Genomic DNA, 15086 nt, shown 5'->3' with positions numbered 1-15086 from the left:
TTTTGGAAGTTTTACGATCCTCTTTAGGAGATGATTTAATTAATTTTACCTTTTTAGGTAGTTTATTGTTGTTAGTTTTATCTAGATTTATACTTATTCCTAAAAGTGAACCTATTTTTAAGTTTTCCTCTCTATCATTTGAAAGTGAAAATTTTACTCTTTATATTGCAATATGCAGTTTTGTATATACTGTAATTTTAGCTTTAGTTTTGTTTCCTTTTTTTGATATTGTTATACCCTTTTATCAATCAGAAATTTTAAAATTTATTATTTTATTTATTATACTTTTAATCTATCATGTATTTTCTTATATTTTAGGAAATGCCTTTTTTCTTATTCTCGGAAAAAACAAAGAATATAAAGAAAATTATAAAAATCGTTACATCTTCTTATTTCTAAAATTATTTATATTTATATTTCTTTGTTTTGCTATTTATTATTCAAATATTCCAAAAGAATATCTTACCTATATAACAATTGGAACACTATTTACGCTGTTAATATTAGAATGGATATGGTTAATATTTTTCATCAAAAAACGAATAAATATTTCAACATATTACGAATTTTTGTACCTTTGCACTTTCGAAATATTACCTGCACTATGTATATTAAAATTAGTGTTCTTATAAGAAAAATTTTATTTTAAATTATGAAAGTTAAATCTATATTAGTATCACAACCCAAACCAATAGGTGATAGTTCTCCTTATTTTGAAATAGAGAAAAAGCATAAAATTAATATAGATTTCTATCCTTTTCTCCAAGTAAAAGGGGCTGATGCCAAAGATGTTAGGTTACAAAAAATTGATTTTTCCCATTTTACTGCAATTATTTTTACAAGTAGAAATGCAATTGACCATTTTTTTCGTTTAGCTGAAGAAATGCGTTTTAGTGTACCTGATTCAATGAAATATGTATGTCAATCAGAAGCAATAGCACTTTACCTTCAACGATATATTGTTTATAGAAAACGTAAAATATATTTTGGAGAAAAAGAAGCTGAAGATATGATTCCTCTTTTCAAAAAAAATCTGAATGAAAAGTATTTGTTACCCACATCTGATGTTTTAAATCAAGACATTCCCGATGCTTTAAATAAAGCAGGAATTACGTGGACTCGAGCTGTTTTATTTAGTACCGTAAGTTGTAATGTTGCTGCTAAAATTAAAGATATACATACATATGATGTTTTAGTTTTCTTTAGTCCTTTAGGCATAAAATCTTTATTGGATAATTATCCTGGATTAAAACAGGAAAATTTGATTATAGGAACTTTCGGACATTCTACTAAACAAGCTGCTGAAGATGCCGGTTTAAAAGTAGAATTTTTTGCTCCTACTAAAGAAAAACCTTCTATGACTAAAGCTTTGGAAGATTTTCTTAACGATCAATAAATTAAACTATAGATAGATAAATGCCCAAAAATTAATATAAATTTTTGGGCATTTTTCATAAAAATATATAATTATAATTTATAATTAATATTTTTGTAATACAACTAAAAAATTAAACTATATGGTAACGTATAAAGAATCCGGAGTAGATAAAGAAGAAGGATACCAAACTGTATCTAAAATTAAAAATGCTGTAAGTCAAACTTACAATACTCATGTACTAAATGAAATTGGTAGTTTTGGTGCTTTTTATGAATTATCTGGTTATAAAAATCCAATATTAGTATCAGGGACTGATGGAGTAGGTACAAAGCTTCGTATAGCTTTAGATTCTCACATATATAATACTGTAGGAATTGATTGTTTTGCTATGTGTGCTAATGATATTCTTTGCCATGGAGCAAAACCTCTTTTTTTTCTGGATTATTTAGCATGTGGTAAATTAAATTCAGATATAGCCGCCGAAATAATTTTAGGTATTGTAAAAGCATGTAAAGAAACAGGAACAGCTCTGATTGGAGGAGAAACTGCCGAAATGCCAGGAATGTATAAAACAGGAGATTACGATTTGGCTGGATTTTGTGTAGGTGTTGTAGAAAGAAATGAAATTATTGATGGCTCAAAAATAACTGAAGACCAAGCTATCATAGGTCTTCCTTCCAGCGGGTTCCACAGCAATGGATTTTCATTAATCAGAAAAATATTTACCGATATTAATGAAATTTATGACAATAAACCTATTTATGAAACTTTACTCACTCCTACTCGTCTTTATCAAAATGACATTCTAAAAATACAAGAAAATTTTCCTATTTTTGGAATTGCACATATAACCGGTGGTGGATTATTAGAAAATGTTCCTCGAATTATTCCAGAAGGTTTATGTGCAAAAATAGAAACTTCAAAAATAAATATACCTCCTATAATGAAAGAACTCCAAAGAAGAGGAAATATTAAAGAAATGGAAATGTTTGGAACTTTTAATATGGGAGTAGGTATGTGTATTATTGTAAATCCTGAAAATGTCTTAGATATTTTACAACTTATTGAGGGTAGTATGTTTTTAGGTTCTATTAAACATGGAAAAGAAAAAATTGCACTAATTTAATAATTCTATGAATCTAGCTGTTTTAGTTTCCGGAAATGGAACAAACTTACAAAGTATTATAGATGCTGTAGATTCAAAGGAGTTACAAAATACTAGAATTTGTATTGTAATTGCTGATAGGGATTGTTATGCTCTAGAAAGATCTATAGACAGGGATATAAACACGTTCTTAGTGGAAAGAAACAAAGACTTATCTTCCGAAATAGATATATTATTATCTTCTGAAAATATAGATTTAATAATACTTGCTGGTTTTTTATCTATATTATCTGCTAATTTTTGTGAAAGATGGAAAGGAAAAATAATTAATATACACCCATCTCTTTTACCTAAGTTTGGTGGAAAAGGAATGTATGGAGCAAAAGTTCATCAGGCTGTTTTAGATGCAGGAGAAACAGAGTCCGGAGCTACAGTTCATTACGTAACGCCCGAAGTAGATGAAGGAGATATTATTGTACAGGGAAATTTCCCTGTTGAAAAAGGAGATACTGTCACAGATTTACAACAAAAGGTTATGCATACGGAACAAAAAATTTTAATTGAAGCAATAAACAAAATCTCTTCCGGTATTAAAAATTAAATTCTATATGTAACAGGTTTTTGCCAAAAAATTCTTTTTTGTATAAACCATAAAAATATGAATCAGTTAGTTAGCTTAAAGAAGTATGATAACTATATTGAAGCTTCTCAAACCCTTCAATTACTAGAAGAATATGGAATTTACGGATATATAGCAAATGAATATACCGTACAATCTGATTGGTTGCTAAGTCAAGCTATTGGGGGAATAGAACTACAGGTATTTAAAAATGATTTGGAAAAAGCAAAATCTGTTATTCAATTACATGAAGAACAAATAAAAACTACAGAAAATAATGTAAAAGTAGAATATACAATTAAAAATTCTAAATATGGAGATAAAACATGTCCTAAGTGTGGTTCAAATCATATATATCAAGATGAAAACCTCAACGGAATTTTTGGTTTAAGTATATTATTCCTATAAAAGTAAAAAATTCTAAGTTTCATTGTTATTATTGTGGAAATGTATGGAAGGATATTTAACTGAAATCTAATAATTAGTTAATTACAAAATATTAAATACTAAAATTTAGCTATTTAATTTATAAAAGAAAAAGCCTCTTATAAAAAGAGGCTTAATTAACACTAGTTGCTTAATAATATGTTTGAAATTATTATTCTGATTAACTGATATAAAATTACGATTAAGTGATAGAATTTCATTACGGAAATCCGTAATTACAATAAAAAAATATATTTTTTCGCAATTATTTTAAATTTTATTAAATTTTATTAATAAAACAATAATCAACTTACCCATTAACATAAAATACAAACTAGTTTATTCTACATTAATAATCAAATGAATGATTATATTATCACACTAACTTTACTGTTTAAAAAAATATTTTTCGTAGAAAATATAAGCCTCATTTTTTGAATTGTAATAAATGATAATTTTCAAATTAATTCATGTATCATTTATTTAAATAAATATTGTTTTTGGATAACTTTGTTTTATCCTTAATCTTAATAAGATCTTTCTAAAAATAATTTTTATTTCTATTAGAACAATAAACTAATTAAACATCTTAATAAAAAAGATATACTCATATTGTTAACTTTATAATTATAAATATTTGTCGTTCATTGTATTTTAAATTAATACTATTACCCGTAGTGCATTAATCATGCAATACTAATTTTTAAATTGTTAATATTTCGGTTATTTAATTTGTTTATGAACTGTATAACGGTAAGAGCCATTATTTTAGATAATATTCTATTTTTAAAACCATCAAAACTTTTAGCATAGTTTCTGCGAATCATAAACTGGTCGCATAGCTGTGAGAAAAGAGTTTCGATACGTTTTCTTGATTTTCTAAAAACATATGCTTGAGGTTTATAATCCTTTTGATTTCTTCGCATTGGCACTTCAAGCCGGATTTGATTGGACGAGAATAAATCTCTTTGGTAATCAACACTTAAGTAACCTTTGTCGGCTAAAACAGTACAATTTTCATAAATTGATTTTATGTCTTTCAAATAATGAATATCATGTACTGAAGCCTGTGTCAAATCAAAATCAGTAAAAACGCCATCAATTGTGCAAACTGCATGAAGTTTATAGCCGTAGTAGTTAGTCGATTGCGATGCACAATAACCCTTGTCTGGAGCAGTTTGATAATCTTCCTTACAGATGCAAGAACGTGAACTTCTGCTTAATTTACACACTTCCAATGGCATACTGTCTACTATAAAATGATCTTGGGTACTTATCTTGTTTGCTAAAACTTTACGCAAAGACTCTCGATGATAAAACAAAGCTCGTTTTCTACGATTGTAAACACTACGTTCGATTCTTGTCTTTAATGAATGAGGTAATATTCTAAATAGTTGATATTCTGAATCAATACTCATGTATATAGAAGTCAAGTCAATGGAGATTAACTCAATATCTGATAGTCGGGGTTTACGTTTTTGATTCAAAAAATTCATTTCTACTGTTATTGACTGTAAGACTTCTAGAATCTTTTCGTAACTTGCTTCAATGTTGTTCATTCATTTATTTAGTTGGTAGCTAAATAAATATAGTAATTTAACTAGATATGAACAACTTTTATTTTCTTATAATATTAATGCACTACGGGTTAATATAATAAGTTAGTTCTTTGTTTCATACTGACGAATCGTTCCACATCCCTTATAAATCTTGCCATAAATGTTTATGTAAACTTCGTAAAGCGAATCTTTATATTCAGGTATAAGGTATTCGCAAACATGACATTTGTCCTTTGTTCGCGATCCTGTATTGTTGATTGTTCCGAATATGTTTCCACATTTGCTTGAAAACATTGCGAAAAAAATAGGATCTAAACTTTCCTCATTGGTGTATAAATTGATTTTGTAATCTTCCCAGTTATCTTTTTCAGGGATGTAGATATTTATTTTATCTTTAAAAATAATAGCATTCCAAAAAGGTTCATATCCGTTCAATTCGAAACATAACCCTGACTTGAAAAGTTTATTAGTAAATTCCTTGCCGATTAACAATCCAACCTGTTCTAAATCTTCAGAGTTTTTGAATGTGATTTTGTTATCCTCAAAAACTTTCAGGGTATCATTTTTTTCGGATTTAATTCCGCCAATGAACAAGCAGGTATCTTGCGAAACTTTATCTAAAAATATCTCTTGTCCATTCGCAGTCAGAAAGGATAAAAATATTAATATTGTTAATAATCTTGGTTTCATAATTATTCAGCTTTTATTATTTGAATGTAAAGAAATATATTAGGACTATTTATCGCAATAAATTTAGCTATATTAACCCGTAGTACATTAATCATGCAATACTAATTTTTAAATTGTTAATATTTCGGTTATTTAATTTGTTTATGAACTGTATAACGGTAAGAGCCATTATTTTAGATAATATTCTATTTTTAAAACCATCAAAACTTTTAGCATAGTTTCTGCGAATCATAAACTGGTCGCATAGCTGTGAGAAAAGAGTTTCGATACGTTTTCTTGATTTTCTAAAAACATATGCTTGAGGTTTATAATCCTTTTGATTTCTTCGCATTGGCACTTCAAGCCGGATTTGATTGGACGAGAATAAATCTCTTTGGTAATCAACACTTAAGTAACCTTTGTCGGCTAAAACAGTACAATTTTCATAAATTGATTTTATGTCTTTCAAATAATGAATATCATGTACTGAAGCCTGTGTCAAATCAAAATCAGTAAAAACGCCATCAATTGTGCAAACTGCATGAAGTTTATAGCCGTAGTAGTTAGTCGATTGCGATGCACAATAACCCTTGTCTGGAGCAGTTTGATAATCTTCCTTACAGATGCAAGAACGTGAACTTCTGCTTAATTTACACACTTCCAATGACATACTGTCTACTATAAAATGATCTTGGGTACTTATCTTGTTTGCTAAAACTTTACGCAAAGACTCTCGATGATAAAACAAAGCTCGTTTTCTACGATTGTAAACACTACGTTCGATTCTTGTCTTTAATGAATGAGGTAATATTCTAAATAGTTGATATTCTGAATCAATACTCATGTATATAGAAGTCAAGTCAATGGAGATTAACTCAATATCTGATAGTCGGGGTTTACGTTTTTGATTCAAAAAATTCATTTCTACTGTTATTGACTGTAAGACTTCTAGAATCTTTTCGTAACTTGCTTCAATGTTGTTCATTCATTTATTTAGTTGGTAGCTAAATAAATATAGTAATTTAACTAGATATGAACAACTTTTATTTTCTTATAATATTAATGCACTACGGGTAATACTATTCTAATTAAATATAAATATTTGTGTTATTTACTCTCCTAAATATTTTTATATCATCATTGAAATAAAAAAATAACAATATTTACATAAATAATTATTTATTGATAATTTAGTACTTTTTACATTCACACAAAAAAGAGTAAATTTGCATTAAATATATTATGAAAAGTAAACCTATTAATTATGGATTATTATTAACAGCAATAACTCTTGTAATATTTTTTGCTGTTTACTTTTTTTTTATAAATTCTGATTATTATATGATTAGTGCAAAAGTTAATTTTTTTGTTCTTCCATTTATCTATACATTACTTACTATAATCTTATTATATAAAAAAACAAATGTTAAAAAACTTTCTTTTTTTAAATGTTTACAATACTCATTTAGCACATTATTAATAGGAGGAACACTCTCATATCTATTTATAGCCTTTTTTTTTAACGTTATAGATAAAAATTCAGAAAAATTATTAAGGAATCAAAGACTTGAACAGAGCTTAAAAGAACTAAATAAAGATTATAAATCTTTACAAAACCCAACTGAAGAGGACACATTTAAATATAAAATGCACCATAAAAGTTTAACTTCTGAATCTTTAAAAAATGAACCTTTGTTTAATTTGAAAAATTCTTTTATTATTTTAATTATACTGTATCTTTTTTACTTTACAATATCCGTACTTTTGTCAATATTTTTTAGAACTCGAATATCCAATGCAAATCTCAATAATTATTCCTCTACTCAATGAAGCTGATTCACTGAATGAGCTTTTTGATCGTATACATAATGTTTGTATTCAAGAAAAATTTTGCTATGAAGTAATTTTTATAGATGATGGCAGTACAGATAATTCTTGGATTATAATTAATAACCTTTCAAAAATTTATCCACAAGTAAAAGGAATTAAATTTGCAAGAAACTATGGGAAATCCCAAGCTCTAAATGCTGCATTCAAAATAGCTAAAGGTGAAGTTGTTATCACTATGGATGCAGATTTACAAGACTTTCCTGAAGAAATTCCTGCACTACATAAAATGATAGTAGAAGATAATTATGATTTGGTTTCCGGGTGGAAAAAAAAACGTTATGATAATGTAATCACCAAAAATCTTCCTTCAAAACTTTTTAATTGGGCTGCAAGAAGTACTTCGGGAGTAAAACTACATGATTTTAACTGTGGACTAAAAGCTTATAAAAATGAAGTTATAAAAGCAATCGATGTTTATGGAGATATGCATAGATACATTCCTGTTTTAGCAAAAAATGAAGGATATACTAAAATAACCGAAAAAGAAGTACCACATCAAGCTCGTATATATGGAAAATCAAAATTTGGAGCTAATCGTTTTGTCAGGGGCTTTCTCGATCTGATAACCATATGGTTTATGTCTCGTTTCGGATCTAGACCTATGCATTTTTTTGGATTTATTGGTACTCTTATGTTTATTTTGGGCTTTTTCTCAGCAGCATGGATGGGAATCAGCAAATTAATTAAAGTATGGAAAAATATTCCTGCTAAACTAATTACTACCGATCCTTTATTTTATATCTCTTTAATCATGATGGTATTAGGTACCCTCTTGTTTATTGCAGGATTTTTAGGTGAGCTTATTGTCGAATTAAAAAGAGGAAGAAAAGAAGATTATACTATCTCCAAATATATAAATATAAAAGAATGAAAAAACTTATATACCTTGCATTTATGCCAGTGATAATAATGTTTTGCATATCCTGCAATTTTTCTATTAAAGGTGAAGGAAATATTATTACTAAAGAAATAAAACTAAGTAATATCAAACAAATCTCAGCAAAAGGAAATTACCGCCTTATTTATTTATATGACGATAAAAATCCGAGAATGATAATAGAATCTTATAATAATATAATAAATAATTTAAATATAAAAAATAAAGATGGCTTACTAAGTTTGTCCGAATCTAAAGAAGTAAAAGATACTGATTTATATAATATATATATTTATAATCCGGAAATAACCCAATTTAATTTGTACAATAACGTAAATGTAGATATTAACTCACAAATTAGAACTTCTAAATTAACCATCTTTTTATATAATAATTCCAAATTATTAGCAAGCAATATTGTTGTTGATGAATTAAACGTAAAAACAGAAAATGCCTCTAAAATTAATTTACAAGGAAGTGGCAATAAACTAAAATTAAATGCTAAAAACGATAGTGATTTTTCAGCTCCTTTTTTTGAAATTTCTGTAGCAGATATACAATTAGCTAATGTAGCTACTGCAGAACTTAATATTAAAAGTAAATTGACCGGTAAAATTAAAAATAATACTACTTTAACTTTAATAGGAAACCCTGAAAAAGATTTAAAACAAGTGGATATGGCTGAAATTAAACAAAAACAATAACTAAAATTACTTTATAAAATGAATTCCTTAGAAATTGCTAAAACATGGCTAAAATCACCTTTTGATGAAAATACACAAAAGGAAGTTCAAAAGTTAATTGAAACCAACCCTAAAGAGTTAGATGAAGCTTTCTACAAAAATCTGGAATTTGGTACAGGTGGAATGCGAGGAATCATGGGGGTAGGTACCAATCGACTAAATAAATACACATATGGACAGGCTACCCAAGGTTTAGCCAATTATTTACACCAACAATTCACTGGAAAAAAAATTACAGTTGCCATAGCCTTTGATGTACGACATAATAGTGACACTTTTGCAAAACTTGTAGCAAATGTCCTTACAGCCAATGGAATTTATGTATATTTATTTAAAGAATTCAGGCCCACACCAGAATTATCTTTTACTGTACGTAAATTAAAATGTGATGCCGGAATTGTTTTAACAGCTTCCCACAATCCACCCGAATATAACGGATATAAAGTATATTGGAATGATGGGGCTCAAATAGTACCTCCTCACGATTCAGCAATTATCAAAGAAGTACGAAAAGTAGATTTTGCTGAAATCAAATTTGATGGTGATGATTCTAAAATTACTTATTTAGATCAAGAGATAGATAATCAATTTATTGATGCTGCAATTGAAAACACTATGTTTTTAAAAGGAAAAAAAGATCTTAAAATTGTTTATACTTCTCTTCATGGAACTTCAATAAAAATATTACCTCAAACTTTACAAAATGCAGGATATGAAAATGTATTTATTGTTCCAGAACAAGAAATACCTGACGGAAATTTCCCTACAGTAAAATCCCCTAATCCGGAAGAACCCGAAGCCTTATCTTTGGCATTAAAATATGCTGAAGAACAAAATGCAGATATTGTTTTCGGGACAGATCCAGATGCTGACAGATTAGGAATTGCAATTCGAGATATAAACGGAAAATTGGTTTTATTAAATGGTAATCAAGCAAATACTATACTTACAGATTATATTTTACAGAAATGGAAAAAAAATGGAAAAATTGACGGAAAACAATTTATTGGATCTACTATAGTTACTTCTGATATTTTCTTTGCATTAGCTAATCATTACGGTGTTGATTGTAAAGTAGGTTTAACAGGATTTAAATGGATTGCTGACTTAATAAGAAAAGAAGAAGGAAAAGAAAAATTTATTTGCGGAGGCGAAGAAAGCTTTGGATTTATGCCGAGTGATTATGTTCGAGATAAAGATTCAATATCATCTATTCTTGTAGCTTGTGAAGCTGCGCAGGAAGCTAAAAATGAAGGAAAAACCTTATTTGAAAAGTTAATTGATATATATGAAAAAGTAGGCTTTTACTATGAAGAATTGGTTTCAATCGTAAAGACTGGAAAAGATGGAGCAAGTCAAATTTCAAAGATGATGGAAGAATTCCGTGCTCACCCTCCTAAAGAAATAGCTGGAGAAAATGTAATCAAATCTGATGACTATCAATCATCTATTTCCTTAAATTTAACTACAGGTGAAAAAACAAACATTGATATTCCTAAGTCCAATGTTTTAATTTTCTATACAAACAAAGGAACAAAATTAGCTTGCCGGCCTTCCGGGACAGAACCTAAAATTAAGTTTTATTTTTCCGTACAAAGTACATTAACAACTAAAGATGAATTTGCAGAAAAAATTTCTGAAGCTCAGATTAAAATTCAAAAAATTAAAGAATTTTTAAAATAAATTTTCATTAATAAATAAAAAAGAGATGTTATAAAATAACATCTCTTTTTTTATAAAGTTTTTAAAATAATCCTTCAACTGAAAAATATCTTTCTCCTGTATCATAATTAAAAGTTAAAACCGTAGCCCCTTTAGGGAGCTCTTTTATTTTTTTGGCTACTGCTGCTAAGGATGCTCCTGTGGATATTCCTCCTAATATTCCTTCCTCAAAAGCTAATCTTTTAGTATATTCAAATGCCTCATCTTTAGATATTTGAATAGTCCCATCTAATAATTTTACATTTAAAGTATCAGGAATAAATCCTGCTCCAATGCCTTGAAGAGGATGAGGTCCAGGTTTTCCTCCTGATATTACCGGTGAATCTGTAGGCTCTACAGCAAAAACTTTTATGGTAGGAAATTTTTCTTTTAACATTTCACCAACACCTGTTATATGTCCACCAGTTCCTACTCCGGAAATTAATGCATCTATTCCCTCAGGAAAATCATCTATGATTTCTTTAGCTGTCGTTTTTGCATGTATTTTAGGATTTGCAGGGTTTTTAAATTGTTGAGGAACAAAAGAATTTTGTATTTTTTTGTTTAATTCCTCAGCTTTTGCTATAGCTCCTTTCATTCCTTGTTCCCTTGGAGTTAATACCAATTCTGCTCCATAAGCAGACATTAATCTTCTTCTTTCAATTGACATAGATTCAGGCATAGTTAACATAACTTTATACCCTTTTACTTTTCCTATCCATGCTAAACCTACGCCTGTATTTCCCGAAGTAGGTTCTATAATGGTACCACCTGCTTTTAATAAACCTTTTTTTTCAGCATCCTCAATCATAGCTAAAGCAATACGATCCTTAATACTACCTCCGGGGTTTTGTTTCTCTAGCTTGATATAGACTTTGTAATCAGGAAATAATTTTTTTATCCGTACATGTGGAGTATTACCAATAACTTCTAATATACTATTTGCTTTCATAAATTTGTTTTTATTTGTTTTTAAATTTTCTATATAACATAATTAATAGGTTCCTTAAAATCTTTAATAGTTTTAATTTTCATTTCTGAAGAGTAATAAACTAAAGTATAGGGTAACACACTTTGAGTAAGCCAAACATTTCCTCCAATAGTTGAATCATGTCCTATAATCGTATCACCGCCTAGAATGGTAGCTCCTGCATAAATAACTACATTATCTTCTACGGTGGGATGTCTTTTTACTTTAGACAGATTCTTTGCTACATAGAGTGCCCCTAAAGTAACACCTTGGTAAATTTTTACATTATTGCCTATAATACAAGTTTCACCTATTACAGTACCTGTCCCATGATCAAGAAAAAAATTTTCTCCTATTACTGCTCCTGGATGAATATCAATACCTGTACGAGTATGTGCATATTCTGAAAACAAACGGGGTATTATAGGAAATTTTAATTTGTAAAATTCATGAGCTATTCTGTGAACTGTTATGGCATAAAAACCGGGATATGTCAACACTACTTCTTCTAAAGATTCAGCGGCTGGATCGTTGGCTAAAAACGTTTTTGCATCTTTCTCTAAACTTAATTGTATATCTAATAATTTATTTAAAAATAGTTCTAACTTGTATTCAGCTTCTTTTTTATTTAATAATTTAGAAATATTTTTTAAAAGTATTTTATATGCCTGAGTTAGTTCTAATTCTGATTTTTTCTTATTTGTTTTTTGACATATTGGAAACATTTGGGAAAAAAATATATCTATTACTTGTTCTAGATCCTTTTTATTGATAGGTAAATAAATTGGCTGAGAATTAAATTTATTTATTAATTCTGATATCTTTGTAGCTATACCCTGTTCTTGTTTATTTTTACCTTTATCCATATAGAATTTATAATATTTTTTGCAAACCTTTTTATTTTTTTTCCTCTTTATAAGCAAATTTAGAAAATATTCATATCATACGTATTTATATTTTTATAAATTTCATTATTTTTGAGATAACTAATGTATAATTGAAATAAAAAACCTGAAGGCAATTAAAATTAATTGCCTTCCGGTTTTTTATTTTATAAATTTTATTGATTTAATTACCTTTTAGTAATTCTTCCATTCTTTCTTGTTCTTCTTTGGCTAAAAACTCATCTACAAGGATTTTCCCACTATGTTCATCAGATATAATTTTCTTTCTAGAAGCTATTTCCACCTGTTTTTGAGGTGGAACTGTAAAGAATGACCCAACAACAGCCCCTCTGTCTATACTGGTAATAGCTAAACCATTTTTAGAACTTTTTCTGATTCTGTGATAGCTATTTAATAATCTTTCATCAATTTTAGAACCGAACTCTTCAGATTTTTTTATTAAAAAATCTTCTTCTTTTTCAGTTTCTCGAATTAAATTTTCTAATTCTGATTTTTTATGATTTAAATGTTCCTGATAACTTGATAATTTTGTTTGTTGCTCTTCAATTTGAGATTTTTTAAATTCAATTTTAGCATTAATTTCTTTTATCTTTTTATTTTGTAATTGAATTTCTAATTCCTGATATTCTATTTCTTTTGCTAATGCTTCAAATTCTCTATTATTTCTTACGTTATCTTGTTGGGATTTATATTTTTTTATTTGAGCTTCAGAATTTTTATTTAATTCATTCTTAATCTTAATTTCATTTACAAAATTCAATACTTCATCTTCAATCTTTCCTATTCTTTTTTCTAATCCTGCTATTTCATTTTCCAAATCTTCTACTTCCATAGGCAACTCACCACGTAAGTTTCTTAGTTCATCTAAACGAGAATCTATAATTTGTAAATCATACAATGCCCTTAGCTTCTCCTCAATTGTAGTAGTATCTGCTTTTTTCTTTGTAGCCATAAATTATTATAGTTATTTTTTTGGAATTTTATTTTGTGTTTAATCAAAGTGTAAAATTACTAAATTTTATAATATGTTTAACACCCAATCAAACATTTACACTTTAAAACTTTATGTAACAGGTAATTTATTTTATTAATACTGACTCCATGAATTCCTTATTTTAAATAAAATAATTCACAGGATTAGTATTGTACTCAGATATGTAAATGGGTAAACTTCCAATATTCCCTGTTAAATAATTATATATTAAATTTTTGGTATATTGTTCACTTTCATAATGTCCTATATCGATTAATAATATTTTGCCTTCTGCCTGAAAAAATTTATGATATGTAATATCTGCTGTAACAAAGGTATCGGCTTCCTGTGAAATAGCATTTTTTATTGCAAAACTGCCGGATCCTCCTAATACAGCTACTTTTTTAATGGGCTTATTTCTTAAAACAGTATGTCTTATACATGGGGTTAAAAAATTATTTTTTAATTTTAATAAAAATTCTTCTTCAGAAATTTCTTGTTCTAATTCTCCGATCCTTCCCATTCCTAAATCTTGATTTTCATTATCCAATGTATATACTTCATAAGCCACTTCTTCATATGGATGAGATTTTTTTAGCGCTTGTAAAACATCAGGCAATTTATAATCTTCAAAAATTACACTTAATAAAGCCTCTTCTACTTCTTCTAAATTATTTATATTTCCTAAATAGGGATTGGCATTTTGTGTTGGTAAAAATGTTCCTCTTCCATCCATTCTAAAACTACAATTTTTATAATTTCCAATTTCACCAGCTCCAGCTTTAAATAAAGCTTGTTGTATGCTAGAAAAATGAACAAAAGGAACATAGGTATGAAGTTTTTTTATACATTGTTTTTTACTTATTAGAGGACGCAGATTCTTGAGATTTAAACGATTCCCTATTTCAAAATTTACCCCTTCTTTTGCAATATCCAAATTGGTATGTATTGCATAAATTGCAATATCATGCTTTATAGCTTTAGCAACAGCCTTTTCTACATAATTATTACATGTAAAAGATTTTAATCCAGAAAAAATTATAGGATGAAAAGTAATAATCATATTACATTTTTTATGTATTGCCTCTTCAATTACTTCTTCCAAACAATCTAAAGTTACTAAAATCCCTGTTAGTTCTTCATCTACATTTCCAACTAATAAACCTACATTATCGAAACTTTCGGCGTTAGATTCAGGAACCCATTTATCCAGCATTAAAGCTATTTTTCCTACTTTCATTTTTTATGCTTTATCTAAATAAACAAAGGTA

16 protein-coding genes are annotated in these 15086 nt (G+C 27.9%); 9 read left to right on the top strand and 7 right to left on the bottom strand.

Annotation, left to right across the window (positions count from 1 at the left end; all coding sequences use genetic code 11):
- The first annotated feature begins 2 nt into the window (after positions 1-2).
- The 5 genes from C4S77_RS13550 to C4S77_RS07075 all read left to right on the top strand — a co-directional run bounded on the left by C4S77_RS13550 (position 3) and on the right by C4S77_RS07075 (position 3510).
- Positions 3-632, top strand: a complete 630-nt coding sequence (locus C4S77_RS13550) for a DUF4271 domain-containing protein (protein ID WP_105193993.1) — start codon at positions 3-5, stop codon at positions 630-632.
- Positions 633-652: 20 nt separating this feature from the next.
- The gene (locus tag C4S77_RS07090) at positions 653-1396 is read left to right on the top strand and encodes a uroporphyrinogen-III synthase (protein WP_105193992.1); all 744 of its coding nucleotides are present in this window, start codon (positions 653-655) and stop codon (positions 1394-1396) included.
- 121 nt (positions 1397-1517) lie between these two features.
- Positions 1518-2504 (top strand): phosphoribosylformylglycinamidine cyclo-ligase, encoded by a 987-nt coding sequence (gene purM / locus C4S77_RS07085; protein WP_105246967.1) that lies wholly within the window; start codon positions 1518-1520, stop codon positions 2502-2504.
- Positions 2505-2511: 7 nt separating this feature from the next.
- Positions 2512-3084, top strand: a complete 573-nt coding sequence (gene purN, locus C4S77_RS07080) for a phosphoribosylglycinamide formyltransferase (RefSeq protein ID WP_105193990.1) — start codon at positions 2512-2514, stop codon at positions 3082-3084.
- 57 nt (positions 3085-3141) lie between these two features.
- Positions 3142-3510: a putative signal transducing protein gene (locus C4S77_RS07075; protein ID WP_105246966.1), complete on the top strand. Its 369-nt coding sequence runs from the start codon at positions 3142-3144 to the stop codon at positions 3508-3510.
- Positions 3511-4214: 704 nt separating this feature from the next.
- Here C4S77_RS07075 and C4S77_RS07070 read toward each other — a convergent pair.
- The 3 genes from C4S77_RS07070 to C4S77_RS07060 all read right to left on the bottom strand — a co-directional run bounded on the left by C4S77_RS07070 (position 4215) and on the right by C4S77_RS07060 (position 6741).
- A complete protein-coding gene (locus tag C4S77_RS07070; RefSeq protein WP_105246965.1) occupies positions 4215-5087 on the bottom strand; it encodes an IS982 family transposase in 873 nt (290 codons plus the stop codon).
- Positions 5088-5189: 102 nt separating this feature from the next.
- On the bottom strand, positions 5190-5777 hold the full coding sequence (locus C4S77_RS07065) for a hypothetical protein (RefSeq protein WP_105246964.1): 588 nt from the start codon (positions 5775-5777) through the stop codon (positions 5190-5192).
- A gap of 91 nt (positions 5778-5868) precedes the next feature.
- Positions 5869-6741, bottom strand: a complete 873-nt coding sequence (locus tag C4S77_RS07060) for an IS982 family transposase (RefSeq protein WP_105246963.1) — start codon at positions 6739-6741, stop codon at positions 5869-5871.
- 257 nt (positions 6742-6998) lie between these two features.
- Between C4S77_RS07060 and C4S77_RS07055 the strand changes: the two genes are divergently transcribed.
- From C4S77_RS07055 to C4S77_RS07040, 4 genes are read left to right on the top strand one after another with little or no spacing between them, the layout of a single operon-like run.
- Complete coding sequence (locus C4S77_RS07055) at positions 6999-7586, top strand: DUF4199 domain-containing protein (RefSeq protein WP_105193988.1); 588 nt, start codon at positions 6999-7001, stop codon at positions 7584-7586.
- The gene (locus C4S77_RS07050) at positions 7552-8517 is read left to right on the top strand and encodes a glycosyltransferase family 2 protein (RefSeq protein WP_105246962.1); all 966 of its coding nucleotides are present in this window, start codon (positions 7552-7554) and stop codon (positions 8515-8517) included. Before C4S77_RS07055 ends, C4S77_RS07050 begins: the two co-directional genes overlap by 35 nt.
- A complete protein-coding gene (locus tag C4S77_RS07045) occupies positions 8514-9227 on the top strand; it encodes a GIN domain-containing protein (protein ID WP_105246961.1) in 714 nt (237 codons plus the stop codon). Before C4S77_RS07050 ends, C4S77_RS07045 begins: the two co-directional genes overlap by 4 nt.
- 18 nt (positions 9228-9245) lie before the next feature.
- A complete protein-coding gene (locus C4S77_RS07040; protein ID WP_105246960.1) occupies positions 9246-10949 on the top strand; it encodes a phospho-sugar mutase in 1704 nt (567 codons plus the stop codon).
- Positions 10950-11010: 61 nt separating this feature from the next.
- Here C4S77_RS07040 and cysK read toward each other — a convergent pair whose 3' ends face one another.
- The 4 genes from cysK to C4S77_RS07020 all read right to left on the bottom strand — a co-directional run bounded on the left by cysK (position 11011) and on the right by C4S77_RS07020 (position 15055).
- Positions 11011-11919 (bottom strand): cysteine synthase A, encoded by a 909-nt coding sequence (cysK, locus tag C4S77_RS07035; protein ID WP_105193984.1) that lies wholly within the window; start codon positions 11917-11919, stop codon positions 11011-11013.
- Between the two features lie 29 nt (positions 11920-11948).
- Positions 11949-12803, bottom strand: a complete 855-nt coding sequence (gene epsC / locus C4S77_RS07030) for a serine O-acetyltransferase EpsC (protein ID WP_105193983.1) — start codon at positions 12801-12803, stop codon at positions 11949-11951.
- Between the two features lie 202 nt (positions 12804-13005).
- The gene (locus C4S77_RS07025) at positions 13006-13794 is read right to left on the bottom strand and encodes a zinc ribbon domain-containing protein (protein ID WP_105193982.1); all 789 of its coding nucleotides are present in this window, start codon (positions 13792-13794) and stop codon (positions 13006-13008) included.
- 163 nt (positions 13795-13957) lie between these two features.
- The gene (locus tag C4S77_RS07020; RefSeq protein ID WP_105246959.1) at positions 13958-15055 is read right to left on the bottom strand and encodes a Nif3-like dinuclear metal center hexameric protein; all 1098 of its coding nucleotides are present in this window, start codon (positions 15053-15055) and stop codon (positions 13958-13960) included.
- Positions 15056-15086: the final 31 nt, after the last annotated feature.

Source organism: Apibacter adventoris (assembly GCF_002964975.1).
GTDB classification, from domain to species: Bacteria; Bacteroidota; Bacteroidia; order Flavobacteriales; family Weeksellaceae; genus Apibacter; species Apibacter adventoris.
The sequence above is the reverse complement of the archived record's forward strand: the minus strand, read 5'-3'. Positions and strand labels throughout refer to the sequence as shown.